General features: G+C 72.5%; 17 protein-coding genes and 1 pseudogene. 6 read left to right on the top strand and 12 right to left on the bottom strand.

The window, feature by feature from the left end; all coding sequences use genetic code 11:
- A pseudogene (locus tag ACIY1X_RS02630) lies at window positions 1-375 on the top strand (MFS transporter); the annotation flags it as partial.
- Here ACIY1X_RS02630 and ACIY1X_RS02635 read toward each other — a convergent pair.
- The 4 genes from ACIY1X_RS02635 to ACIY1X_RS02650 are packed head-to-tail and all read right to left on the bottom strand — an operon-like array spanning window position 364 to window position 3,518.
- Complete coding sequence (locus ACIY1X_RS02635; protein WP_399677792.1) at window positions 364-1,392, bottom strand: S49 family peptidase; 1,029 nt, start codon at window positions 1,390-1,392, stop codon at window positions 364-366. The pseudogene ACIY1X_RS02630 and the gene ACIY1X_RS02635 sit on opposite strands and share 12 nt — an antisense overlap.
- Window positions 1,393-1,421: 29 nt before the next feature.
- A complete protein-coding gene (locus tag ACIY1X_RS02640) occupies window positions 1,422-1,790 on the bottom strand; it encodes a Rieske 2Fe-2S domain-containing protein (RefSeq protein ID WP_038208289.1) in 369 nt (122 codons plus the stop codon).
- Between the two features lie 11 nt (window positions 1,791-1,801).
- Window positions 1,802-2,479 (bottom strand): HAD-IA family hydrolase, encoded by a 678-nt coding sequence (locus ACIY1X_RS02645; protein ID WP_038208274.1) that lies wholly within the window; start codon window positions 2,477-2,479, stop codon window positions 1,802-1,804.
- Window positions 2,463-3,518 carry an RluA family pseudouridine synthase gene (locus ACIY1X_RS02650; protein WP_399677793.1) on the bottom strand — a complete coding sequence of 352 codons (1,056 nt, stop codon included), beginning with the start codon at window positions 3,516-3,518 and terminating at the stop codon, window positions 2,463-2,465. Before ACIY1X_RS02650 ends, ACIY1X_RS02645 begins: the two co-directional genes overlap by 17 nt.
- Window positions 3,519-4,065: 547 nt before the next feature.
- Here ACIY1X_RS02650 and ACIY1X_RS02655 point away from each other — a divergent pair.
- Window positions 4,066-6,963 carry an Rne/Rng family ribonuclease gene (locus tag ACIY1X_RS02655; protein WP_399677794.1) on the top strand — a complete coding sequence of 966 codons (2,898 nt, stop codon included), beginning with the start codon at window positions 4,066-4,068 and terminating at the stop codon, window positions 6,961-6,963.
- A 107-nt stretch (window positions 6,964-7,070) separates the two neighbouring features.
- Here the strand turns inward: ACIY1X_RS02655 and ACIY1X_RS02660 are convergent, their stop codons facing one another.
- From ACIY1X_RS02660 to hemC, 6 genes are all read right to left on the bottom strand, one after another.
- Window positions 7,071-9,341 (bottom strand): polysaccharide biosynthesis tyrosine autokinase, encoded by a 2,271-nt coding sequence (locus ACIY1X_RS02660; protein ID WP_399677796.1) that lies wholly within the window; start codon window positions 9,339-9,341, stop codon window positions 7,071-7,073.
- A 15-nt stretch (window positions 9,342-9,356) separates the two neighbouring features.
- Entirely contained in the window at window positions 9,357-10,484 is a 1,128-nt protein-coding gene (locus tag ACIY1X_RS02665) for a polysaccharide biosynthesis/export family protein (protein WP_399677798.1), read from the bottom strand.
- A 202-nt stretch (window positions 10,485-10,686) separates the two neighbouring features.
- Window positions 10,687-11,973 (bottom strand): heme biosynthesis protein HemY, encoded by a 1,287-nt coding sequence (locus tag ACIY1X_RS02670; protein WP_399677799.1) that lies wholly within the window; start codon window positions 11,971-11,973, stop codon window positions 10,687-10,689.
- A 34-nt stretch (window positions 11,974-12,007) separates the two neighbouring features.
- Window positions 12,008-13,090 (bottom strand): uroporphyrinogen-III C-methyltransferase, encoded by a 1,083-nt coding sequence (locus ACIY1X_RS02675; protein ID WP_399677801.1) that lies wholly within the window; start codon window positions 13,088-13,090, stop codon window positions 12,008-12,010.
- Complete coding sequence (locus tag ACIY1X_RS02680; RefSeq protein ID WP_399677803.1) at window positions 13,087-13,866, bottom strand: uroporphyrinogen-III synthase; 780 nt, start codon at window positions 13,864-13,866, stop codon at window positions 13,087-13,089. The genes ACIY1X_RS02675 and ACIY1X_RS02680 overlap by 4 nt, the downstream gene beginning before the upstream one ends.
- A gap of 8 nt (window positions 13,867-13,874) precedes the next feature.
- Window positions 13,875-14,819, bottom strand: a complete 945-nt coding sequence (hemC, locus tag ACIY1X_RS02685; protein WP_399677805.1) for a hydroxymethylbilane synthase — start codon at window positions 14,817-14,819, stop codon at window positions 13,875-13,877.
- Between the two features lie 57 nt (window positions 14,820-14,876).
- Here hemC and ppc point away from each other — a divergent pair, with 57 nt between their 5' ends.
- Window positions 14,877-17,750: a phosphoenolpyruvate carboxylase gene (gene ppc, locus ACIY1X_RS02690; RefSeq protein ID WP_399677807.1), complete on the top strand. Its 2,874-nt coding sequence runs from the start codon at window positions 14,877-14,879 to the stop codon at window positions 17,748-17,750.
- A gap of 198 nt (window positions 17,751-17,948) precedes the next feature.
- On the opposite strand, the gene ACIY1X_RS02695 is transcribed toward ppc, so the two are convergent.
- Window positions 17,949-19,418 (bottom strand): rhomboid family intramembrane serine protease, encoded by a 1,470-nt coding sequence (locus tag ACIY1X_RS02695; protein ID WP_399677809.1) that lies wholly within the window; start codon window positions 19,416-19,418, stop codon window positions 17,949-17,951.
- Window positions 19,419-19,491: 73 nt separating this feature from the next.
- On the bottom strand, window positions 19,492-20,889 hold the full coding sequence (gene argH, locus ACIY1X_RS02700; protein ID WP_399677811.1) for an argininosuccinate lyase: 1,398 nt from the start codon (window positions 20,887-20,889) through the stop codon (window positions 19,492-19,494).
- 150 nt (window positions 20,890-21,039) lie between these two features.
- Between argH and ACIY1X_RS02705 the strand changes: the two genes are divergently transcribed.
- Genes ACIY1X_RS02705 through ACIY1X_RS02715 form a run of 3 tightly spaced genes read left to right on the top strand, consistent with a single transcriptional unit; the run spans window position 21,040 to window position 24,127 of the window.
- Window positions 21,040-22,095 (top strand): sensor histidine kinase, encoded by a 1,056-nt coding sequence (locus ACIY1X_RS02705; protein WP_399677813.1) that lies wholly within the window; start codon window positions 21,040-21,042, stop codon window positions 22,093-22,095.
- Window positions 22,092-22,886, top strand: a complete 795-nt coding sequence (locus tag ACIY1X_RS02710) for a LytR/AlgR family response regulator transcription factor (protein ID WP_399677815.1) — start codon at window positions 22,092-22,094, stop codon at window positions 22,884-22,886. The genes ACIY1X_RS02705 and ACIY1X_RS02710 overlap by 4 nt, the downstream gene beginning before the upstream one ends.
- Complete coding sequence (locus ACIY1X_RS02715; protein ID WP_399677817.1) at window positions 22,883-24,127, top strand: AI-2E family transporter; 1,245 nt, start codon at window positions 22,883-22,885, stop codon at window positions 24,125-24,127. The genes ACIY1X_RS02710 and ACIY1X_RS02715 overlap by 4 nt, the downstream gene beginning before the upstream one ends.
- Window positions 24,128-24,133 lie beyond the last annotated feature (6 nt).

Below are 24,133 nucleotides of genomic sequence, written 5' to 3' on the forward strand. Positions count from 1 at the left end.
CCGCTGCTGCGCGCCAGCGCGCTGCTGGCGGCGGCCTCGATGACGCTGGTGCTGCTCACCCCTTCGCCGTGGGTGGCGCTGGCGGGCTTCGCCGGCGTGGGCATCGGCTTCGCCAACGTGGTGCCGGTGCTGTTCGCCGCCGCGGCGCAGGTGCCGGGGGTGGAGCCGGCGCGCGGCATCGCGGCGGTGTCGGCGGCGGCGTACCTGGGCTTCATGGCGGGGCCGCCGGTGATCGGTTTTCTCGCGCGGGCCAGTTCGCTCACGGCCGCGCTGGCGGTGGTGGTGCTGTTCGCGATGGCGCTGGCCGTGGCGGCGCCGCGCGCCGCGCGGGCGGCCGGGGGCGGAGCGCGCGCCCCGGTGCCCTCAGCGGACTGAAGGGCCGGCGCGCATGCCGCGCAGCGTCACGTCGGCGAAGGCGGCGCCGAAGCGCTTGGCCAGGCGCTCGGCCACGTTGTCGCGGCGGGTGTAGTCGATCACCTCCTCGGCCTTGACCACCTCGCGCGCCACGTAGTCGACGTTGCCCAGGCCGTCCGCCAGGCCGAGGTCCACGGCCTGCTGGCCGGTCCAGAACAGGCCGCTGAACAGGCCCGGCGTGTCGGCCTTCAGGCGCTCGCCGCGGCCCTTCTTCACCACGTCGATGAACTGGGCGTGGATCTGGTCGAGCATTTGCTGCGCGTGCTGGCGGTGCGTCTCGCTCAGCGGGCTGAACGGGTCGAGGAAGCCCTTGTTCTCGCCCGAGGTGAGCAGCCGCCGCTCCACGCCCAGCTTGTCCATGGTGCCGGTGAAGCCGAAGCCGTCCATCAGCACGCCCACGCTGCCCACCAGGCTGGCCTTGTCGACGTAGATCCTGTCGGTGGCGGCGGCGATGTAGTAGGCGGCCGAGGTGCAGCTTTCCTCCACCACGGCATAGATGGGCTTCTTGTGCTTGGCCCGCAGGCGCTTGATCTCGTCGTTGATGATGCCGGCCTGCACCGGGCTGCCGCCGGGCGAGTTGATCAGCAGCACCAGGCCCTTGGCGCCCTGGTCCTCCAGCGCATTCTTCATGGCGGCGACGACGAACTCGGCGCTGGCGTCGCCGCCGTTGGCGATCTCGCCCTCGATCTCGACCACCGCGGTGTGGGCCGTGCTGGTCGTGGCCGAGGGCTGGGTCCGCGAGAAGCCCAGCCACAGCAGGGCGATGAAGAAGGCCAGCCATGCCAGGCGCACGAAGGTCTTCCAGCGCCGTGCGGCGCGTTGCTCCTTCAGTGCGGCGAAGGCCAGCTTCTCGAGGGCGGCCCGCTCCCAGCCGGGCTTGGCGGCAGGGTCGGCAGGGGCCGCGGCGGGTGCGGCGGCGCCCGGGGCGGGCGCGAAGGGTTCGAAACCCGAAGGTTCGCGGCGGTCGGAATCGCTCATGGGAAGAGGTGCAAGGGCCGTGCGCCCGGTCAGAAGGCGACGGGCTGCAGGTTCCAGTCAGTATGCCAGCGGACCACGCCGTCGTGCTCCGACAGGGCGATGCGCACCAGGCCGCCGCGGCAGGGGCCGCCGGCGCACTCGCCGGTGTCGGGCCGGTACACGGCGCCGTGGGTGGCGCACAGCAGCCACTGGCCGGTGTCGTCGAAGAAGCGGCCTTCCTGGTAGTCCATCTCCATCGCCACGTGGGTGCAGCGGTTGAGGAAGGCGTGCACGCGGCCCTCGAAGCGGATGGCGAAGGCGCGGCAGGTCTGCCCGCCGTAGACGACGTCGAAGCCCACGGCCAGGCCGCCGTCGACCAGGTCGCGGCTGTTGCACAGGGGGATGGCTTCCTCGGTCATCGGCGGGTGGATCAGGCGTTGGTCAGCAGCCAGTCGGACAGATCCTGCACGGAATGCGCCACGTGCAGCGGCGCCAGCGCCTCGAAGCCGGCCGGCTCGTGGGCGCCGTAGCTCACGCCCACGCCGGCGCAGCCGGCGTTGCGCGCCAGCTGCAGATCGTGGATGGTGTCGCCGATCATCAGCGTGCGCTCAGGCGGGACCTGAAGCTCCTCCATCAGTTCGAGCAGCATGCGCGGATGGGGCTTGCCGAAAGTCTCGTCGGCGGTGCGCGAGGCGTCGAAGCGGTGGCGCAGGTCGATGCTGTCCAGCACGGCGTCCAGCCCCCGGCGCGACTTGCCGGTGGCCACCGCCAGCCGGTGGCCGCGCGCCGCCAGCGCGTCGAGCATCGGCAGCACGCCGTCGAAGAGCACCAGGTCGTCCTGGTGGCGCAGGTAGTGATGGCGGTAGCGCTCGCCCAGCTCGCGGTACTTCGCCGGTGGCACGTCGGGCGCGGCCTTGGCCAGCGCCTCGGCCAGGCCCAGGCCGATGACCCAGGCGGCATCGCGCTCCGCCGGCCGGCGTCCGCCCACGTCCACCACCGCGGCCTGGATGCAGCGCGTGATGACGGCGGTGGAGTCGTACAGCGTGCCGTCCCAGTCGAAGGCGATGAGGTCGAAGCGCAGCGGGCGCGGGTCAGTGGGGTTCGTCATTCGTCTCGAGGGTAGCGCGGGCCGGTGTCGGCAGCAGGTCGGCCAGTTCCGCAGGCAGCGGCGCCTGCAGGGCGACCGGCTCACCGCTGGCGGGATGATCGAAGGACAGGCGCCAGGCGTGCAGGAACATGCGTTTCAGGCCCAGGCGCGCCAGCGCGCGGCGGCGCTCGGCGTCGCCGTACTTGTCGTCGCCGGCGATCGGGTGCCCGGAAGAGGCCAGGTGCACGCGGATCTGGTGCGTGCGGCCGGTCTTGATCGTCACCGCCAGCAGGGTCATCGGCGCGGCGTCGCCCGGCAGCGTGAGGCGCGCCAGCACCCGCACCAGCGTCAGGGCGCGCATCGCGTCGGGATGGTCCTTCGGCACCACCTTCACGCGCCGTTCGCCCTCGGCCTGGCCGGGCGTGGGCGCCAGCAGGTAGCGGGCCAGCGGCGCGTCGATCACCTTCAGCCGGGCGGGCCAGTCGCCCTCCACCAGCGCCAGGTAGGTCTTGCCGGTCTCGCGGCCGCGGAACTGCGCCTGCAGCGCCGTGAGGGCGCTGCGCTTCTTGGCCACCAGCAGCACGCCGGAGGTGTCGCGGTCCAGCCGGTGCACCAGTTCCAGGAAGCGCGCCTGCGGCCGGGCGGCGCGCAGCTGCTCGATGACGCCGAAGCTCACGCCGCTGCCGCCGTGCACCGCCACGCCGGCGGGCTTGTCCACGGCGATCAGGGCCTCGTCCTCGTACAGCAGGTCGAAGGCGCGCGCCGGCGCGGGCGGCGCGGCGGCCGGCTCGGCCACGCGCAACGGCGGCAGGCGGACCACGTCGCCGGGGGCGACGCGCGCATCCGCCTGGGCGCGGCCCTTGTTCAGCCGCACCTCGCCGGAGCGGATGACGCGGTACACGTGCGTCTTGGGCACGCCCTTGAGGTGGCGGAAGAGGTAGTTGTCCAGCCGCTGGCCGGCCGATTCCTCGTCCACCGTGAGAAAGCGCACCTGCTGCGCCGCCGCGGCCGGCGGGGCGGCAGACCGGCCGGCCGGCTTCGCACCTATAATGTTTTTCACCAGCGCGATCGTGCAAGTGCTTGATTGAACGGGAAGTTTAGAGCACCCACCCATCGCCTGGCAGGTCGATGCCGCTGCGGCGCATGGCTTGCCCCTCGCGGCATCCCAGGCAAGGCAATGAGGCCGACGCCGACGAAACCCCCAACGGAATACATGCCAGCCGGCGCCCCGCAATCGAATGCAGCAGGTGCCGGCCGGCGGATCGAGACGAGTGCCCCGGTGCTGATGTGGCTTGTTCAATGGTGCCTGCGCTGGCTGATGCCAGCGCCCTCCGGCATTGAATCGCCCGCAGCGCCCGTCACTGCTGCGCCCCAGGCCATCGAGAAGGTGGCTTCGCAGCGCCTGATCGGCCTCGCGCCCATCCTCGCGCCCCCACCGCCCCGGTTGCTGCCGAACTGACCCGGAGGGTGGGCCCGGCGCCCCCTCTCCCCTGTCGGCAGCCTGGTGCGCACCGGTCGTTCCGCCCGTTTCGCCGCGTCGTCCTCCGTGCATCGAAGGTCCTCCGGGACCATCGAGAGACAACGAACAACAAAGGACACGCACTCCCATGAAACGGATGCTGATCAACGCCACGCAGGCCGAAGAGCGCCGCCTGGCCATCGTCGACGGGCAGAAGCTCCTCGACTACGAAATCGAGATCGAAGGGCGCGAGCAGCGCAAGGGCAACATCTACAAGGCCGTCGTCACCCGCGTCGAGCCCAGCCTGGAGGCCTGCTTCGTCGACTACGGCGAGGACCGCCACGGCTTCCTGCCCTTCAAGGAAATCTCCAGGCAGTACTTCGCCGAAGGCGTCTCGGCCAGCCAGGCCCGGATCCAGGACGCGATCAAGGAAGGCCAGGAGCTGATCGTCCAGGTCGAGAAGGAAGAGCGCGGCAACAAGGGCGCGGCGCTGACCACCTTCATCAGCCTGGCCGGCCGCTACGTCGTGCTGATGCCCAACAACCCGCGCGGCGGCGGCGTCAGCCGGCGCATCGAGGGCGAGGACCGCGCCGAGCTGAAGGAGGCGATGGACCAGCTCGAATACCCCAAGGGCATGAGCATCATCGCGCGCACCGCGGGCATCGGCCGCACCGCGCCCGAGCTACAGTGGGACCTGAACTACCTGCTCAAGCTGTGGAGCGCCATCGACGGCGCCGCCAAGGGCGCCCGCGGCGCCTTCCTGATCTACCAGGAGTCGTCGCTGGTGATCCGCGCGATCCGCGACTACTTCAACCACGACATCGGCGACATCCTGATCGACACCGACGACATCTACGAGCAGGCGCAGCAGTTCATGGCGCACGTCATGCCCGAGCATGCCGCCCGCGTGAAGCGCTACCGCGACGACGCGGCGCTGTTCAGCCGCTTCCAGATCGAGCACCAGATCGAGTCGGCCTACGCCCGCACGGTGCAGCTGCCCAGCGGCGGCGCCATCGTGATCGACCACACCGAGGCGCTGGTGTCGATCGACGTCAACTCGGCGCGCGCCATCAAGGGCGGCGACATCGAGGAGACCGCCACCCGCACCAACCTCGAGGCCGCCGACGAGGTGGCCCGCCAGATGCGCCTGCGCGACCTGGGCGGCCTGATCGTCATCGACTTCATCGACATGGACGAGTCGAAGAACCGCCGCGAGGTCGAGAACCGCCTGCGCGACGCGCTGCGCCAGGACCGCGCCCGCGTGCAGTTCGGCTCGATCAGCAAGTTCGGCCTGATGGAGATGAGCCGCCAGCGCCTGAAGCCGGCGCTGAGCGAAGGTGCCTCCATCCCCTGCCCGCGCTGCGGCGGCTCCGGCCACATCCGCGACACGGAGTCGAGCGCGCTGCAGATCCTGCGCATCATCCAGGAGGAGTCCATGAAGGACAACACCGCCGCCGTGCACGTGCAGGTGCCGGTGGAGGTGGCCTCCTTCCTGCTCAACGAGAAGCGCACCGAGATCGCCAAGATCGAGATCAAGCAGCGCGTGAACGTGCTGATGATCCCGAACAAGACGCTGGAGACGCCCAACTACAGGCTGGAGCGCCTCAAGCACGACGACGTCCGGCTGGACCAGCTGCGCGCCAGCTACAGCATGGCCGACGAGTTCGAGGACCCGACGCGCGTGACGCGCCGCTCGCAGGAGCCGACCAACAAGCAGACGCCGGTGATCAAGGGCGTGCTGCCGGATGCGCCGGCACCGGTGGTGCCGCCGCGCGAGGCGGTGGCGCCCGCGCCGGCGGCCCCGGCACCCGTGGCCGCCGCGCCGGTCGCGGCAGCAGCCCGGGCACCGGCCGAAGGCGGCTTCTTCGCCTGGCTCAAGGGCCTGTTCGGCGGCGCGCCCGCCGAGGCGCCGGCAGCGGCGCCCGTCGCTGCGCCGGCCGAGCCGGCGAAGACGCAGCAGCCGCGCGAAGGCCGTGGCGGCGACGGACGCCGCGGTGGACGCTCGCGCGACCGTGACCGCGATGGTGAAGGCCGCGGCGGCGCCCGTTCGGGCGAGCGGCGCGACGGCGAGCGGCGAGGCGGCGGCGAACGCCGCGGCGACCGGGGCGAATCCGGCCGGGAAGCCCGCGACGCCGAGCGCCAGGGCGGCAACGGCAACGGCGGCCGCAACCGGGGCCGCCGCGATGCCGACGCCCGCCCGGGCACCGAGGACGCCGGCCTGGCGACGGCTTCGGCCGACACGCCGCGCACCAGCGCCGAAGGGGAGGCCCGCCCGCCGCGCAGCCGCGGCGAGCGGCGCGAGCGGCAGCCGGGCGAGGCCCGCGGCGGCGAGGCAGCGCGCGAGAACCGCACGGCCGGCGAGCAGGGCGAGGCGGCGGCAGGCCGGTCCGCCGACGCGCCGCGCCGCAATGGCGAGGAGCGCCGCGAACGCCGGGGCGGCTCCGAGCGGGCACGACCCGAAGGTGCCGGTCCGACCGAGGAAGCGGACCGCAGCGCTGCACCGGTGACCGCAGAGGGTGCGGAGGCCGAACAGCGTGCACCCCGCGCCGAGGGCGAGGAACGGCGTGGCCGCTCGCGTGACCGCTACGGTCGTGACCGCCGCGAGGGCCGCGAGGGCCGCGACGACTTCCGCGAGGCATCCGGCCGCGGCCCGGCCCCTGCTGCGGAGCCCGACGCACTGCCGGTGTCGGCGCCTGCCGCCGCCGCTGCGCAGGCCGAGCCTGCACCCGTGGCCGCAGCGGCGCCCGCCGCGTCGTCGGGATCGCAGCGCGCCCCGCTGCCGCGCGTCGCGCCGTTCGAGCTGCCCACCACCACGCTGGAAGGCGTGGCGCAGGACGCCGGCCTGATCTGGGTGAACTCGAACGCGCAGCGCGTGGCGGAAGTGCGCGCCGCGATCGCGGCCGAGCCCCGCCCGGTCCACGTGCCGCGCGAGCGCCCGCCGCTGCCGGTGCTGGACGACGGCCCGCTGGTCCTGGTCGAGACGCGCAAGGACCTGGCCGGCGTGGTCCTGCCCTTCGAGGCATCGTCGGGCGCGGCCAGCGCCTGACCGGCGGCGCGGCCGCCGCCGCGGCCCCGTAAAGCACAACGCCCACCTCGTCATCGGACGGGGTGGGCGTTGTCACGTGAGGGCCGGGGCGCGCCGGCCCCGCGGCATCACTGCTCGTCGGGCAGGATGCTCTCGTAGTTGTAGTTGGTGTAGCGGTAGCGGCCGTACTTGTAGTTGCCGAAGCTGCCCTTCTTCACCTCGACCGCGTTCAGCAGCACGCCGGTGGCGGACTTGCCGCTCAGCGAGAGCCGGCGCGTGCTCTCGCGCAGTTCGCCCATGGTGGACACGCCGGCGCGCGCCACGATGAGCACCGTGCCCGAATGCGAGGCGATGGTGGCGGTGTCCGAGGCGACCAGCACCGGCGGGCTGTCGATGATGACCAGGTCGTACAGCTCCGACAGCCGCTCCAGCACCTCCTTGAAGGCGGACGAGGTGAGCAGCTCCGCCGGGTTCGGCGGCAGCTGGCCGGTGGCGAGGAAGTCCAGCTGGTCCACCACGTGCCGGTGCACCGTCTGCTGGATGGTCAGGCTGCCGGCGATCAGCTCCGACAGGCCGCCGTGGCGCTGCAGGCCGAAGTACTGGTGCATGTGGCCGCGGCGCAGGTCGGCGTCGATCAGCAGCGTGCGCTTGCCGGCCATGGCCATGAGGGTGGCGAAGTTGGCGGCCACGAAGCTCTGGCCCGCGCCGGGTGCCGGGCTGGTCATCAGCACGCGGTTGTTGGAGGCGCCCAGCATCGCGAACTGCATGGCGGTACGCAGCGTGCGCAGGCTCTCGACGGCCGGGTCCTCCGGCATCTCCAGCGCCACCAGCCGCGCCCCCGTGGGGCCGGTCAGGCGCCGGGTCGCCACGCTGGTCTGCAGCGCGCTGTGCGGGATGGTGGAGAACACGGGCAGGCCGATGTGGTCCTCCAGCTCGTCCGGATCCTTGATGCGCTGCTCCACCAGCGCGTTGCGCACGAAGGCGGCGATGCTGCCCAGCAGCAGGCCGGCGAACAGCGCCAGCGCGAGGATCAGCGGCTTGCGGGGCTTGATGGGCTTGATCGGCACCGGCGCCGTGTCCAGCAGGCGCGCGTTGCCGACCTTGCCCTCCTTGACCAGCCGCAGCTGCAGCGCCTGGCTCAGCAGCGACTGGTACAGGCTGGTGTTGACCTTCACGTCGCGCTCCATGCGCACGGCGTCCTGCTGGATGCCGGGCAGCGCCTTGATGCGGGTCTGGATGCCGCCGATGTCGGCCTGCAGCGCGGCGATCTGCGCGTCCAGCATCTGCATCTGCGGGTGCTGGCTGGTGAACCTCGACTCCATCTCCCGGCGCTTCTGCTGGGCTTCCAGCAGCTTGGTCTGGCGCTCGACCACGGTTTCCAGGATCAGCTTGGCCTCTTCCTCCAGGGCCACGGTGCCGCGCTGGTTGCGGTAGCGCTTGTAGATCTCCTCGGACTCCTCCAGTTGCCGCTTGAAGACCGGCAGCTGCGAATCCAGGAAGGACAGGGTCTTCTGCGCCTCCTCGGCCTTGCGCTCGACGTTCTGCCGCACGTACTGCGCCGCGATGGCGTTGAGCACCTGGGCGATGCGCGCCGGGTCGGTGCCCTGCAGCGAGACGTCGATGACGCCCGACTGCTTGCCCCGCTCCTGCAGCGTCAGGCTGCGCTGCAGCCCGTTGACGGTGTCGAGCCGCCGGTGGCGCACCAGCCTGAACTCGGCGCCGGGCAGACCGGCCAGCGCCGTGACCTCCAGCTCCAGCCTGCCGTCCGGGGTGGACACGGTCAGCGGCTGGCCGACCCGGCCGATCACCTCGTCGATGCCCTCGGCGCGCAGCGCGTAGGCGCCGTCCTCGCCGGCCGTCAGCACGAAGGGCTCGCCCTCCAGGGCGGGCGGCACGTCGAAGCGGGCCACGCTGATCGACTCCTTGCCGGACACGTAGCCGCCCAGGCCGAAGATGCCCGGCTGCGACAGCCCCGTCGCCCGCTCCGCCAGCCAGTTGCCCACCAGCGGCACCAGCCGCGGCTCGGCCACCAGGTCGAGCCGGGTGGCGTCCACGGCCTTGCCCAGGATGGCGCGCGAGCGAATGATCTCGACCTCGGCGCTGGTGGGCGTCTTCACGTCGAACAGCGCCGACGCCTCGCCCAGGAAGCTCTTGGTCGCCGAGCTGCTCTCGGAGTCCTCGACCTGCACCAGGATGTTGGTCTCGTAGGTCTTCTTGGAGAAGGTCACCACGGCCAGCCCCGCCAGCAGGCTGGCCAGCACGATGCCGACGATCAGGCCGCGGTTGGAGACGAAGACGTCCAGCAGCTGGCCCACGTGCAGCGGCTCGTCGGAGGGCGACTCCACCGGCTGCAGCGTGACGGGCACGACCGTGGAGGGGGTGTTGAAGGTGGAACTCATGGCCACGACTCCTGCTTACCTGTAGGTGCCACGGATCAGGTTGGCACTCTGCGCGCTCGGCAGAATGAGGTTGATGATCCGGCTCCAGCGCACGAGGCCGACCGGGTCGACGTAGACGAGGTCCTTGGGCTCCAGGTCGAAGCCGTCGGCCAGCGCCAGCGAGGACGGCGTGCGGGCATCGAGGTGGAAGATCTTCTGCCCGCCCGCCGGCTCGTTGCGCACCACGTAGATCTGGCGCGGGTTGGCCGTGGCCAGGTCCACGCCGCCCACCTCGCCCAGCGCGTCGCTCAGGCTCAGCCGGCCGTTGCGCATCAGCACGGCCGAGGGCTTGAGCACCTCGCCGGCCACGATGACCTTGCGCTCCTCGCGGTTGCGCACGTAGACGATGTCGCCGCTTTGCAGCGGGATGCGGGTCGGGTCCACGCCCGACTGGGCCAGGGCGACCATGTCCACGATCGTGCTCTTGCCGCCCCGGGTGAGCATCACGGACGAGCGGTCGCCCTCCGGCAGGATGCCGCCGGCGCGGCTGATGGCCTCGGGCAGCGTCATGGGGATGTCGGTGAACACCTGCAGGCCCGGCACGCGCACCTCGCCCTCGACGAAGACGCGCTTGCTGCGGAAGGCCTGGATGCGCACCGTGACCTGCGGGTCCTTGTAGACCCGCGCCAGGTTCCTCTTGAGGTGGTCCTCCACCTGCTGGACGGTCATGCCCTCGGCCTTGAACAGCCCGACGTAGGGGAAGCTCAGCTGGCCGGTCTCGGACACCACGAAGCCCGGCGCAGGCGCGATGCTGGCCGGGTCGGCCACCGTGGTGGGCGGGATGAAGCTGGACGTCAGCTCGGGGTGGTCGTACACGGTGACGCCGAGCACGTCGCCGGGGCCGATGCGGTAGGACGCGGGCGTGCCCAGCAACTGCTGCACGTCGTCGCCCAGCGTCCTCGGGTGGCTGGCTCGCTGCGCCAGGATCAGCTCCGGCGTGATCGGCGTGACGGCGCCTTCGGCAGGCCGGTCGCCGTCCGCCGAAGGGGGCGGCGCCAGGGATTCCGGCACGCTGTTGAAACCCGGTGCGGCCGCACAGCCCTGCAGGATGACGAGGATGGCCAGCAGCCCGCTTCGCCAGCCGAGTAATGCGTTACTTTTCACTTTTCGCCTCGACCAAGGAAGAAAGTAATACTTTTGGAAACAGTTAACACTGTACTCCACAAGCTCGGCCGGTTTCAATTTTTTTAAGTAAATAGAACTAATGAGGGATACCGGCGGGTGCAGGCGGGCGGCGGCTGCCGTGGGCGGCCGCAGCGAACTCGGGGGAGGGAAGGAGTGAAAGGACGGGGGCGCGGCGCCGCGCTCAGCCGCGGCCGAGGGCGGCCTGCTTCCAGGCCTCGGCGGCCCGCGCCGGGTCGCCCTGCATCTCGGCCAGCTCGGCCAGGGCCGACCAGGCGCGCCGGTGCAGTTCGGCGTCTTGCAGCGCCGTGCCGGCCTGCGCCAGCAGTTGCTGCGCCTTGCCCCAGAGCTGGCGGCGCATGCAGGCCATGCCGGCCAGGTACTGGAGGGTGGCGTTGCGCGGGTCGGCGCGCTGGGCCGCCTCGATGCGCGCCAGCCAGTCGGCATCGACGGTGTCGAGGCTGGCCTCCAGCGCGCGCGCCAGCTTGATGCGCAGGCCCTCGTCCATCGCGCGCGGCTGCGCGACGGCCCGCTCCCACACCGGCAGCAGCCAGGCGCGGGCCGTGGCCGGCTCGCCGCCCAGGGCGATCATGCGCTGCGCCGCCTGGATGGCGACCTCGGGGATCTCGCGCTCGGCCGGCTCCAGCCGCGCCCAGGCCTGGCGCAGTTGCCCGGTGTCGTGCGCCTGGCCGATCAGGTCGGCGGCCAGGCCGCGCAGGATGCTGGCGGCGGCGCCGGCGGAGAAGGCGCGGTGCTTGGCGAGCAGACGCGCGGTGTCCAGCGCGTCCTGCGGCCGGCCGGCCTGGCGCGCCGCCTTCAGCCGCAGCCGCAGGGCCAGCGTGCGGCGCTGGGCGCCCTGGGGCAGTTCGGCCAGCCGGGCCAGCGAGGCGGCGGGGTCGCGGTCTTCCAGGGCCCAGCGCGCGGCGCGCAGCTGCACACCCTCGCGCGTCTCGGGCGCCAGGCCGGCCGCGGCGCGGGCGTCGTCGCCTTCCTGCAGGGCCTGGTGCAGGTGCGCGTCGCGACCGGGCTGGTCCTGCAGCGACTGCGCGGCCTCGGCCGCCAGCAGGTGGGCCAGGGCGCGCACCTGCGGCGCCTGGGGCAGCGGGGCCTCCAGCGCGGCCAGCATGCGCTCCTGCGCCAGGGCCGCCTGCGCCGCCCGCCGCGCGCGGCTGAAGCGGCCGGCCAGCAGTTGCACCATCGCGTCGAGCAGCGCCGCGTGCAGCGCCCGCTCCTTCTGCTGCAGGCGCCACTGCCGCGCCTGGATCGGCAGCGAGAACAGGGCCGCCAGCGCGCGCAGCGCCAGGTGCAGCACCACGAACAGCAGCCCCAGCGCCAGCAGCACCAGGTTGAGCGACAGGTCGATGCGCGTGGGCGGCCAGAACAGCGTGACGGTGCCCTGGTTGTTGCCGGCGAACAGCGCCACCGCGGCGGCGATGCCGAACAGCGCGAGCAGCCAGAGCGCGGCGCGCATCAGGGGGTCTCCCTCGCGGGGCGGCAGGGGTTGCTCATCGGCCGGCAGCAGCGGCAGCAAGAGCCGCCAGGGTGTCGTCGACATGCGGCGGCGCCGACGCCCTGACCAGCGACTGCACCTGCTGCAACTGGGTCGCGGCGACCTGCACCTTGCGCGAGGCCGGATCGAAATAGCGGTTGATCAGCGCCTGCACGCCGGCCAGTTCGGCGCGCGCGTTGTCCGCCTGGCGCGACAGCAGCGCCAGCCGCGCGCTGAGCAGCTTGAGCTTGAGGTTCTCGCGCAGAAAGAAGGTCTGGTCGGGCGCGAGCAGCGCCGCCTCGGGCCGGTCGATGCGCGAGACGCGCACCAGCGAGCGCATCTCGTTGCGCACCGTCATCAGGAAGCGCTGCCACCACGGCGCGTCGGCCGGCACGGCCTCGTTGGCCCAGGCGTCGGGCGCGGCCGCGCCGCGCACCGCGAGCTGGTTGAGGGTGGGCAGGTCGTCGACGCCGCGCAGCAGTTCGTCCAGGCGCGACAGCGCCTCGCCGCCGTCGCCGCTGGCGGTCGCGCGGATGCGGTCCGCGTCGCGCTGCAACGCGCGCTGCAGCGGCGCCAGCCGGGGCTGCGCCGCGCGCGCCACGCGCTGCTCGCCGGCCTTGAGCGCCGCCAGCAGCGGCTGCACGTTGCCGGTGGCCTGGGCCTGCTCCAGCGCCAGGCGCACGGCGGACTCGATGTCGACCACGAGGTTCTCGTCGCGCGAGCGCGAGAGGCTGTGCATCAGTTCGTCGAGCTGGGCGCGCTGCAGCGTGAGTTCGGACACGCGGGTGTCCAGCAGCGCCAGGCGCGCCGCGGCGTCGCTCACCGTCTCCTGCGCCTGGCGGGCCAGGGCGCGGGCCTCGGTGGCCTGGACGGTGGCATCGGCGCTTTGACGGGCGAGCTGTTCCTGCATGCCCGAGACCTTCTGCCACAGCAGGATCGCCAGCAGCAGCGCGATGCCGGTCAGCAGCGCCAGCACGCCGAAGGCCAGCCGCACGCCCTGCGCCGTGACCGCGACGGGCACCACGGCCACCGGCGCCGGCAAGGCCAGGGGCGGCGCCGTACCGGGGGAGGATTCTTCGGACACGGAGGCGGCCGTCATCGAAGAGATTCTATCGAGGCGACCATCTCCGGCAGGCGCGGCGAGACCGCCTCCACCCGCCCGAAACCGGCCTGGCGCGCGGCCTCCACGATGCGTTCGTGGGTCGCCAGCGCGCGCGCCTCGGCCCAGTCCTGGCCCGGCAGCGCGGCCCGCAGGTTGCCCACGGCTTCGGAGCTGCTGAAGAGCCACCAGCTCCCGTCGCGCGCGGCGGCCTGCGCCCGTCGGCGCGCAGCCTCGTCGAACTGCGGCGCCAGCCGCCGGTAGACGGCGACGGTCTGCACCGCCGCGCCCGCCGCTTCCAGCCGGCGGGCCAGCCAGTCGCGCCCCGCCGGCCGACCCTGCGCGTCGGCCCCGCGCACCAGCAGCACGCGCAGGCCGGGGCGCACCTGCGTCTCGACCTGTTCCCACAGGGCTTCCGAATCGAATCGCGCCTGCGCCTCGGGCGGCGTATCGATGCGCTCCGCGGGCACGCCGGCCGCCTGCAGTGCGGCGGCCGTGCCGGGGCCGGTGCACCAGCAGCGCGCGGCGCCGAGGCCGGCCGCCTGCATCGGCCGCAGCCGGAAAAAGTGCGCCACGGCGGCGGCGCTCACGAACATCAGCGCGTCGTGCGCGTCCGCCGGCGGCAGCGGCGCCATCGCGCCGGGCAACTGCGCGGCGATCTCGATCAGCGGAAACGCCTCGGCCTCGATGCCGGCAGCGCGCAATGCATCCACCCAGCGGCCGACCTCGCCGGCCGGCCGCGTGACCAGCACCGAAGGACGCACTGCCGTGGCCATGCCGGCGGCTAGCGGGCGCCGCCGGCGCGCAGCGCGCCGGCCACGCGCATGCCGAGGGCCTCGGCCCCGGCCAGGTCGGTCACGGCCTCGGCCGCCTGCGCGCGCACCAGCGCGCCGCTGCCCTCGGCGTCACCCCAGGCCGCGGCCAGGTGCAGGCCCTGCGCACCCGTGCGGGCATGCGCGGCCAGCGGCATGGAGCAACTGCCGCCCAGCGCCCGGCTGACGGCGCGTTCGGCGGCGGTCGCCAGCCAGGTCGGCCGGTGCGCCAGCGGCGCCAGGGCGGCGCGCAGGTCATCGCGGCCGGCGCGGATCTCGATGCCCAGCGCGCCCTGCCCCGCCGCGGGCAGCATCGCCTCGGGCTCGAAGACCTGGCGGATGCGCGCCTCCAGGCCCAGGCGCTTGAGGCCCGCCGCCGCCAGCACGATGGCGGCGTACTGCCCCTCGTCCAGCTTGCGCAGGCGCGTGTCGAGGTTGCCGCGCAGCGGCTCGATGCGCAGGTCGGGACGCAACGCCTTGAGCAGCACCGTGCGGCGCAGGCTGGAGGTGCCGACCACCGCGCCCTGCGGCACCTCGTCGAGCGAGGCGTGCCCCGGCGAGACCAGCGCGTCGCGCGGGTCCTCGCGCTCCATCACGCAGGCCAGCTCGAAGCCCTCGGGCAGTTCCATCGGTACGTCCTTGAGCGAGTGCACCGCGATGTCGGCGCGGCCCTCGTCCAGCGCCGTTTCCAATTCCTTGACGAACAGGCCCTTGCCGCCGACCTTGCTGAGCGTGCGGTCCAGGATCTGGTCGCCGCGCGTGGTCATGCCCAGCAGCTCGACGGCGTGGCCCCGTTCTTGCAGAAGTGCTTTCACATGCTCGGCCTGCCAGAGGGCCAGGCGGCTTTCGCGCGTGGCGATGACGATGGGTTTCACGGGTGGAGGAACGCAGGCTTCGGGGGCTGACGATGCTAGCATGTTGCGCCGCAGCAACGCCGCTGCGCGCGCCATGTCCCCTACCCAGGAGCCACCCGGATGAGCACCGCCGCCCGCAGGACCCCGCCCGCGAAGACCAGGAAGAGCACCAGCCCGGCCCAACCCGCCGCCACCCGGCGCCAGGCCGACGAGCAGCCGCTGATCGAGGACATCCGCCTGCTGGGCCGGATCCTCGGCGACGTGATCCGCGAGCAGGAAGGCGCGGCCACCTTCGAGCTGGTGGAGAAGATCCGCACCCTGTCGGTCGCCTTCCGCCGCGACGAGGACCACTCGGCCGACCGCGCACTCAAGAACCTGCTCAAGAGCCTGTCGGCCAACGAGGCGGTGCGCGTGATCCGCGCCTTCACTTACTTCAGCCACCTGGCCAACCTGGCCGAGGACCGCCACCAGATCCGCCGCCGCACCGAGGCCGAGCGCGCCGGCGACGCCATCGAGGGCAGCCTGGAGGTGGCGCTGGCGCGCATCCGCAAGGCCGGCATCGGCGCGGCGCAGGTGGCCGAGTCGCTGGCGCACAGTTATCTCTCGCCGGTGCTCACGGCGCACCCGACGGAGGTGCAGCGCAAGAGCATCCTCGACGCCGAGCGCGGCATCGCGCAGTTGCTGGCCGCGCGCGACGAGATCCGCCAGCGCCAGCGCCTGTACGCCGGCGGCAAGGACGCGCTGACGCCGCGCGAGCTGGCCGACAACGAGGCGCAGCTGCGGGTGCGCGTCACGCAGCTGTGGCAGACGCGGCTGGTGCGCTTCACCAAACTGCTGGTGGCCGACGAGATCGAGAACGCCCTCTCCTACTACGAGGCGACCTTCCTGCGCGAGATCCCGCGCGTGTACGCCGACCTGGAAAAGGCGCTGGGCCGCGAGGACATCGCGCCCTTCTTCCGCATGGGCCAGTGGATCGGCGGCGACCGCGACGGCAATCCCAACGTGACCGCCGAGACGCTGGACTACGCCCTGCGCCGCCAGTGCGAGCTGGCGCTGCGCTACTACCTGACCGAGGTGCACTACCTGGGCGGCGAGCTGTCGCTGTCGGCCGCGCTGGTGGACGTCTCGCCCGAGATGCAGGCGCTGGCCGAGGCCTCGCCCGACCCGAGCGAGCACCGCCGCGACGAACCCTACCGCCGCGCCCTCATCGGCATCTACGCCCGCCTGGCGGCCACGCTGCGCGAGCTGACCGGCGGCGTGGCGGCGCGCCACGCGGTGGCGCCGCAGAACCCGTACCCTGATGCGCAGAGCCTGTTGGCCGACCTGCGCACCATCGAGGAATCGCTGCGCGAGAAGCACGGCGCCGCGCTGGTCGAGCCGCGCCTGAAGCCGCTGGTCCGCGCGGTGGAGGTGTTCGGCTTCCACCTCGCCACGGTGGACCTGCGGCAAAGCTCCGACAAGCACGAGGCGGTGGTGGCCGACCTGCTGAAGGTGGCGCGCATCGAGCCCGACTACACCGCGCTGGCGGAAGACGCCAAGCAGACGCTGCTGCTGCGCCTGCTGGACGACGCCCGGCCGCTGCGCGTGCCCGACGCGGCTTACGCGCCGCTCACGGTGAGCGAGCTGGCCATCTTCGCGCAGGCCCGCACCGCGCACGCGCGCTACGGCCGCGCCGCCATCCGCCACTACATCATCAGCCACACCGAGACGGTGAGCGACCTGCTCGAAGCGCTGCTGCTGCAGAAGGAAGTCGGGCTGATGCGCGGCACCTTGAACGAGGACGCCGTGTGCGACCTGATCGTCGTGCCCCTGTTCGAGACCATCGAGGACCTGCGCAACGCCGCGCCCATCGTGCGCGCCTTCTACGGCCTGCCGGGCGTGCACGCGATGGTGCAGCGCTCCGGCGCCGAGCAGGACGTGATGCTCGGCTACAGCGACAGCAACAAGGACGGCGGCATCTTCACCAGCAACTGGGAGCTGTACCGCGCCGGCAATGCGCTGGTGAAGTTGTTCGACGAACTGAATGCAGGGCAGGAGCGGCCGATCCGCCTGCGCATGTTCCACGGCCGCGGCGGCACCGTCGGCCGCGGCGGCGGCCCGAGCTACCAGGCCATCCTGGCGCAGCCGCCGGGCACCGTGCGCGGGCAACTGCGCCTGACGGAACAGGGCGAGGTGATCGGCTCGAAGTACGCCAACAGCGAGATCGGCCGCCGCAACCTGGAGACGCTGGTGGCCGCCACGCTGGAGGCGACCTTCCTCACGCCGAACAAGGCGGCGCCCGCAGCCTTCCTCGACGCGGCGGAGGCGCTCTCGCGCGCCAGCATGGCCGCCTACCGCACGCTGGTGTACGAGACGCCAGGTTTCGTCGACTATTTCTTCGGCGCCACGCCGATCCGCGAGATCGCCGAGCTGAACATCGGCTCGCGCCCGGCCTCGCGCAACCCGCAGCGCAACATCGAGGACCTGCGCGCCGTGCCCTGGAGCTTCAGCTGGGGCCAGTGCCGCCTGACGCTCAACGGCTGGTACGGCTTCGGCAGCGCGGTCGTGCGCTTCGTCGCGGGCGCACCCGACGCCAAGGGCCGCAAGGAACGCGAGGCGCTGCTGCAGCGCATGTACGCGCAGTGGCCCTTCTTCCGCACGCTGCTGTCGAACATGGACATGGTGCTGGCCAAGAGCGACCTGGCGCTGGCCACGCGCTATGCCGAGCTGGTGGGCGACCGCAAGCTGCGCCAGAAGGTGTTCTCGATGATCGAGGCCGAGTGGCACAGGACCTCCGACGCGCTCACGCTCATCACCGGCGCGAAGCAGCGGCTGGAGGGCAACGTGGAGATGCAGCGCTCTGTGCGCCACCGCTTCCCCTACATCGACCCGCTGCACCACATGCAGGTGGAGCTGATGCGGCGCTTTCGCAGCGGCGACGGCGGCGAGCGGCTGCAGCGCGGCATCCACCTGTCGATCAACGGGGTGGCGGCGGGGCTGCGCAACACGGGCTGATTGCGGGGCCCCTGGAGCGTTGGCGATCTCGGTGCCGGCCCCGGGCGGCTCGATGCAGCCTTTGAACCATCCACCCGCCGTTCACGCTGAGCTTGTCGAAGCGCGGCACCCGGCTTCGACAAGCTCAGCCCGAACGGAAGTTGTGGACCCACCGCACCGCGGACCTCCTTGCCATGGCGAGCGCCCCGTTCCGGCACATCACCCCTGCGCCAGCAAGCGCGTGACTTGTTCCGCTGGCGCAAATTGCTGCAACTGCGGCAGCCACGCCCGGGCCCGCTCGTGCTGCCCGGCCTGCAGCAGCCCCGTGGCGCAGATGCCCAGCGTGTCGGCCAGGCGCGGATGCGCGGGCGCCGTGCGGATCAGCGCCTGGCACAGCTTCTCGGCGTCGGCGAACTCGCGCGCACGCACGAAGCGGCGCACCAGCCGCACCATGTCGTCGGGCTGCAGCCGGGCGCCGGGCCGGGCGGTGTCGAGGTAGGTGCGGTAGCTGGCGTGCTGCAGCGCCAGCGTCGCGTCGTCCTTGCCGGGCAGCGCGAAGATCATGCGCGCGCAGCGGTGGAAGTCCTCGCCGGCCGGCCACAGCTTCGCCAGGTTGAACCACTGGCGCAGCGTCTCGGCGTCGCGCGGGCGCAGCCTGGCCGCCGCCTTCCAGGCCGCGGCCGCGCGCTCGAACTGCATCTCGCCGGTGAGCCGGCGCGCCAGCGCGACCTGCGCCGCGTGGCCGTCGTCGGCCTCGGCCGGGGCCGGCGCGCGGGGCGCCTCCACGCGGCGCACGGCCAGGGTCAGCGCCATCAGCGTGGCGCCGGTGAGCAGGCCGCCCAGGTGCGCCATGTAGTCGACGCCGCCGTCGGACAGCAGTTGCTGCAGCAGCTCGTTGGCGATCCACGCCGGCAGCAGCAGCAGGGCCGGCGCGCTGACGCAGTTGAAATAGAAGAAGAGCTGGTAGAAGAAGCGGATGCGCCGCATGCGGTAGAGCACGGCGTACATCGCCATCAGCGCCGAGACGGCGCCCGAGGCGCCCAGCCCCAGGCCGCCCTGCCCCATGTGGAACCAGGTGGACATGGCCGAGGCGCCCACCGCGCCGAGCAGGTAGAAGCCGAGATAGGTCGCGCGGCCCAGCGCCAGTTCGACCGTGCAGCCGAAGAGGAACAGGAACAGCATGTTGCCCAGCAGGTGGCTGGTGCTGCCGTGCAGGAAGGCGGCCGTGAGCAGGGTGACGGGCCGCCATTCGGTGTCGGGATTGAAGTCCATCGCCCAGCGCGCGGTGAAGGGCGCGGGCAGCATCGCGTCGTACTGGCGGCGGGCGCTCACCCATTCCTCGTAGCGGGGGTTCGCCGGGGTGACGACCTCGTCGGCGCGCAGCTTCGCCAGGAAGGGCGCGGCCTGGTTCATCGCGTCGAGCAGGGGCGCGTACTGCTTGCGCTCGTAGGCGCGCCGCGCCTGGCGGGCGTGCTTCGCGCCGGTGGCGTCCAGCCAGTCGAGATACGCCGGCATCTCCAGCGCCGGCAGCGCACTCCTGGCGTAGAAGGCGGCGGCACGCTCGTGCGCCTTGTGCTCGCTGCGCTGCGGGCCCCACCAGACGAGCACGTTCAGCAGGATGAGCAGCACCGTCATCCACGGCGGGTTGCGCCAGGTGGGCGGGTTCTCCAGCGGGATGGCGTAGAACATGCGCTCGGCGCGATGCAGCGGGGCGGGCGCCGGCGCGGGTCGGGTGGTCGTCGTTCCGGGAGCGGGCGGCCGATCAGCCCAGGCGCGCGCGGTGGCGCGCGATCTGCGCCTTCACCTGCGCCGGCGCGGTGCCGCCCAGCGTGTTGCGGGCGTTGAGCGAGCCGCGCAGGCTCAGCACGTCGTACACGTCCTTGTCGATGCCGGGGTTGAAGCCCTGCAGCACCGCGAGCGGCAGTTCCGACAGGTCCACGCTGTGCGAGATGGCGGCCTTGACGGCGTGCGCCACCGTCTCGTGCGCGTCGCGGAAGGGCAGGCCCTTCTTCACCAGGTAGTCGGCCAGGTCGGTGGCGGTGGCGTAGCCCTTGAGGGCGGCGGCCTCCATCGCCTCGCGCTTGACGGTGATGCCGCCCACCATCTCGGCGAAGATGCGCAGCGTGTCCTTGAGCGTGTCGACGGTGTCGAACAGCGGCTCCTTGTCCTCCTGGTTGTCCTTGTTGTAGGCCAGCGGCTGGCCCTTCATCAGCGTGATCAGGCCCATCAGGTGGCCGACCACGCGGCCCGTCTTGCCGCGTGCCAGCTCGGGCACGTCGGGGTTCTTCTTCTGCGGCATGATCGAGCTGCCGGTGGTGAAGCGGTCGGCGATCTGGATGAAGCCGAAGTTCTGGCTCATCCACAGGATCAGCTCCTCGCTGAAGCGGCTGATGTGCACCATGCACAGGCTGGCCGCGGCGGTGAACTCGATGGCGAAGTCGCGGTCGCTCACCGCGTCCAGGCTGTTCTGGCACACGCCCTCCATGCCCAGCGTCTTCGCGACACGCTCGCGGTCCAGCGGGTAGGTGGTGCCGGCCAGGGCGGCGGCGCCCAGCGGCAGGCGGTTCACGCGCCTGCGCACGTCGGCCAGCCGCTCGGCGTCGCGGGCGAACATCTCCACGTAGGCCAGCATGTGGTGGCCGAAGCTCACCGGCTGCGCCACCTGCAGATGGGTGAAGCCGGGCAGGATGGCGTCCACGTTCTGCCCGGCGATCGTGAGCAGCGCCTTCTGCAGGTCGGTCAGCAGGCCGTCGATCAGGTCGATCTCGCCGCGCAGCCACAGGCGCACGTCGGTGGCGACCTGGTCGTTGCGGCTGCGGCCGGTGTGCAGGCGCTTGCCGGCGTCGCCCACCAGTTGCGTCAGGCGCGCCTCGATGTTCAGGTGCACGTCCTCCAGGGCCAGCTTCCACTCGAAGCTGCCGGCGTCGATCTCGCCCTGGATCTGCGCCATCCCACGCCGGATATCGGCCAGGTCCTGCGCGGAGATGATCTTCTGTGCCGCCAGCATCTCGGCATGGGCCAGCGAACCCTCGATGTCGGCATGCGCCAGGCGCTTGTCGAAGAACACGCTCGAGGTGTAGCGCTGCACCAGCTCGCTCATCGGCTCGGAAAAAAGGGCCGACCAGGCTTCGGATTTCTTGTCGAGTTGGTTCTGGGTCATGACGGAGTGCACGGCAGGCAGGGCGGGAAGGGGCGGCCGGAGGCGGCAACGGCGGCGGGCGCAGCAATAATGGCCCGCTGCCTGCCCACCGCCTCGCGAGGGATGCGAAACCCATCGATTTTATCGGCCGACCCCGGCGTCGATTCGACGATGCCGGCCCCGCTGCGGCCGCCCGCCGCCGCGCCCGCTCCCGCGCCCCAGCGGCCGGCGGCGCAGCCGCTGTTCGACGCCTGCCGCATCGGCGTGGTGCTGCGCGCCGTGCTGGCGGTGCAGGCGCTGGTGGCCATCGCGACCCTGTTCGTCGCCCCCGGCTTCGTCGACTGGCTGGGGCTGGCGGCGGCCGTCACCGGCGGCGCGCTGCCCGCCACCCTGCTGTGGCTGGTGGCCGTGTGCGCCCTGCGCCGGCCGATGGCGCGCTGGCCGCGGCGGCTGCAGTACGCCGCGGGGGTGCTGCTGGGCGCTGCTTCGGCTGCCTACGGCTGCGCGCTGCTGCGCTTCACCGGCGTCATGCCCTCGGCCTCGTGGCTGGCCAGCGGGCTGGCCGGCGCGACCTTTGCCGGCAGCGCGATGGTGGCGATGGCGCTGCGCGCCAGCGGCCGCACGCCGGCCGCCACCACGGCGCGGCTGGAGGAGCTGCAGCAGCGCATCCGCCCGCACTTCCTCTTCAACACGCTCAACAGCGCCATCGCCCTGGTGCGCGAGGCGCCGGCCCAGGCCGAGACGATGCTGGAGGACCTGTCGGAGCTGTTCCGTTCCGCGCTGGCCGACCCGGACCAACCGGCCACCCTGGGCGACGAGATCGCGCTGGCGCAGCGCTACCTGGCGATCGAGCAGGTGCGCTTCGGCCGCCGCATGCGGGTGCGCTGGGCGGTCGACCCGCGGGCCGACGGTGCGCGGCTGCCGCGCCTGTTGCTGCAGCCGCTGGTGGAGAACGCCGTCAAGCACGGCGTGGAGCCCAGCCCGCAGGGCGGCAAGCTGCGCATCCGCACCGAGCGGCGCGGGGCCAAGGTGGTGATCGAGGTGGTCAACAGCCTGCCGCCGCTGTACTGGGCCGACGCGCCGCTGCCGCGCGGCCATGGCATCGCGCTGAACAACGTGCGCGACCGGCTCAAGCTGCTGCACGACGTGCAGGCGAGCTTCCGCGCCGGGGTGGACGGAGACCACTACCGCGTGCGCATCGACATCCCCGCAGAAGAAGAACCATGAGCCTGCCGCCCGAATCCTTTCCCGCCGCCCGCCCGCTCTCGCACGCGCTGCGCACCCTGGTGGTGGACGACGAGACCCTCGCCCGCGCCCGCCTGCGCACCCTGCTGGGCGAGTGCCGCGCGCCCGCCGCGCTGGTCGGCGGCGAGGCGGCCCAGGGCAGCGAGGCCCTGGCGCTGCTGGACGCCCAGCCCTTCGACCTGATGCTGCTGGACATCCACATGCCCGGCATCGACGGCGTGGAGCTCGCACGGCTGCTGCGCGAGCGTCCCGACGCGCCGGCGGTGGTCTTCGTCACCGCGCACGCGGAGCATGCCGTCACCGCCTTCGAGCTGGAGGCGGTCGACTACCTGACCAAGCCGGTGCGCGCCGAGCGGCTGCAGCAGGCGCTGGCCAAGGCCGAGCGCGTGCTGCGCGAACGCCGTGCCGCGCAGGGCGCGGCGGCGCCGGCCGAGCACCTGCTGATCCAGGACCGCGGGCGCGCCGAGCGCATCCCGCTGGCCGAGGTGATCTACCTGCGCGCGGAGCTGAAGTACATCACCGTGCGCACCGCCACCCGCTCGCTGGTGATGGACGGCACGCTGGGCGAACTGGAGGAGCGCTGGCCCGAGCGCTTCGTGCGGGCGCACCGCAGCACCCTGGTCGCGCGCAGCGCCATCCGCGCGCTGGAGCGCCACTACGACCAGGAGGAAGACACCGAGGGCTGGGCGTTGCGCCTGGCCGGCGTGCCGGAGCTGGTGATGGTCTCGCGCCGCATGCTCGCCGGCGTGCGCGAGGCCGTGAGGAACCCATGAACAACCCACCGCCGCCCGAACCCAGCCCCGGCCCGGACGCCGGCCCCGCCGCCGACGAGGAGCCGCCCGCCACTTCGGAAGTCGCGGAGGAGGCCGCTCCGCCGGACGCGCCGGCACCGCCCCCGCCCGCCGACGGCCCGCCGGTCGTTCTGCAGATGCCGGTGGACGTGCGCAGCATCTCGCTGGCGGTGCTGGCCGTGCTGGCCTGCGTGTTCGCGCTGCGCTGGGCGGCGGCGGTGTTCATCCCGCTGATGCTCAGCCTGATGCTGACCTATGCGCTCGCGCCGGTGGTCGACCGGCTGGAGCGCTGGCGCCTGCCGCGCTGGCTGGGCGCCGCGCTGCTGCTGGTGGCGCTGGGCGGCGGGCTGGGATGGACGGGCTATTCGCTGTCGGGCAGCGCCGCCGAGGTGATCGACGCCCTGCCCGTGGCCGCGCAGAAGCTGCGCGCCGCCGTGCGCGAGCGCAGCACCAAGGCCAGCCCGCTCGACACCGTGCAGGCCGCGGCGGCGCAACTGGAGCGCGCCGCCCAGGACAACGCCACTCCGGCCCCGCCGCGCCGCGGCGTGCAGCGCGTCATCATCGAGCGCCCGCCCTTCAACGTACGCGACTACCTGTGGAGCGGCACCGTCGGCCTGCTCGGCGCCGCCGGCCAGCTCACGCTGGTGGTCTTCCTCACCTACTTCGCGCTGTGCTCGGGCGACACCTTCCGCCGCAAGCTGGTCAAGATCACCGGCCACGGCCTGCAGCGCAAGAGGATCACGGTGCACGTGCTGGACGACATCACGCGGCAGATCGAGCGCTACCTGATGGTGCAGATCTTCACCAGCGCGGTCGTCGGCGTGGCCACCGGCCTGACCTTCTGGGCGCTGGGGCTGGCCAACGCGGCGGTGTGGGGCATCCTCGCCGGCGTCACCAACCTGATCCCGTACGTCGGCTCGGTGATCATGCTCGCCGCCGCCGGGCTGGTGGCCTTCCTGCAGTTCAGCAGCATCGAGATGGCCCTGGCCGTGGCCGGCAGTTCGCTGCTCATCCACACCCTGGTCGGCAACCTGCTGGCCCCCTGGCTGACCAGCCGCACCGCGCGCATGAACCCCGTCACCGTGTTCGTCGGCGTGATCTTCTGGGGCTGGCTCTGGGGCGTGTGGGGGCTGCTGCTGGGCATCCCCATCCTCATGGTCGTCAAGGCGGTGTGCGACCGGGTGGAGGATTTGCGGCCGGTGGGGGAACTGCTGGGAGATTGAGGGCGG

Origin of the sequence: Xenophilus sp., assembly GCF_044462705.1 — a bacterium.
Taxonomy (GTDB): Bacteria; Pseudomonadota; Gammaproteobacteria; order Burkholderiales; family Burkholderiaceae_C; genus Xenophilus; species Xenophilus azovorans.

Excerpts from the sequence above, each read along its gene's own strand:
- argH (WP_399677811.1), bottom strand. The coding sequence starts at position 20,889 with ATGACCCAGAACCAACTCGACAAGAAATCCGAAGCCTGGTCGGCCCTT.
- hemC (WP_399677805.1), bottom strand. The coding sequence starts at position 14,819 with ATGCTAGCATCGTCAGCCCCCGAAGCCTGCGTTCCTCCACCCGTGAAA.
- ppc (WP_399677807.1), top strand. The coding sequence starts at position 14,877 with ATGAGCACCGCCGCCCGCAGGACCCCGCCCGCGAAGACCAGGAAGAGC.
- ACIY1X_RS02705 (WP_399677813.1), top strand. The coding sequence starts at position 21,040 with ATGCCGGCCCCGCTGCGGCCGCCCGCCGCCGCGCCCGCTCCCGCGCCC.
- ACIY1X_RS02645 (WP_038208274.1), bottom strand. The coding sequence starts at position 2,479 with ATGACGAACCCCACTGACCCGCGCCCGCTGCGCTTCGACCTCATCGCC.
- ACIY1X_RS02695 (WP_399677809.1), bottom strand. The coding sequence starts at position 19,418 with ATGTTCTACGCCATCCCGCTGGAGAACCCGCCCACCTGGCGCAACCCG.
- ACIY1X_RS02640 (WP_038208289.1), bottom strand. The coding sequence starts at position 1,790 with ATGACCGAGGAAGCCATCCCCCTGTGCAACAGCCGCGACCTGGTCGAC.
- ACIY1X_RS02710 (WP_399677815.1), top strand. The coding sequence starts at position 22,092 with ATGAGCCTGCCGCCCGAATCCTTTCCCGCCGCCCGCCCGCTCTCGCAC.
- ACIY1X_RS02680 (WP_399677803.1), bottom strand. The coding sequence starts at position 13,866 with ATGGCCACGGCAGTGCGTCCTTCGGTGCTGGTCACGCGGCCGGCCGGC.
- ACIY1X_RS02715 (WP_399677817.1), top strand. The coding sequence starts at position 22,883 with ATGAACAACCCACCGCCGCCCGAACCCAGCCCCGGCCCGGACGCCGGC.
- ACIY1X_RS02670 (WP_399677799.1), bottom strand. The coding sequence starts at position 11,973 with ATGCGCGCCGCGCTCTGGCTGCTCGCGCTGTTCGGCATCGCCGCCGCG.
- ACIY1X_RS02635 (WP_399677792.1), bottom strand. The coding sequence starts at position 1,392 with ATGAGCGATTCCGACCGCCGCGAACCTTCGGGTTTCGAACCCTTCGCG.
- ACIY1X_RS02675 (WP_399677801.1), bottom strand. The coding sequence starts at position 13,090 with ATGACGGCCGCCTCCGTGTCCGAAGAATCCTCCCCCGGTACGGCGCCG.
- ACIY1X_RS02655 (WP_399677794.1), top strand. The coding sequence starts at position 4,066 with ATGAAACGGATGCTGATCAACGCCACGCAGGCCGAAGAGCGCCGCCTG.
- ACIY1X_RS02660 (WP_399677796.1), bottom strand. The coding sequence starts at position 9,341 with ATGAGTTCCACCTTCAACACCCCCTCCACGGTCGTGCCCGTCACGCTG.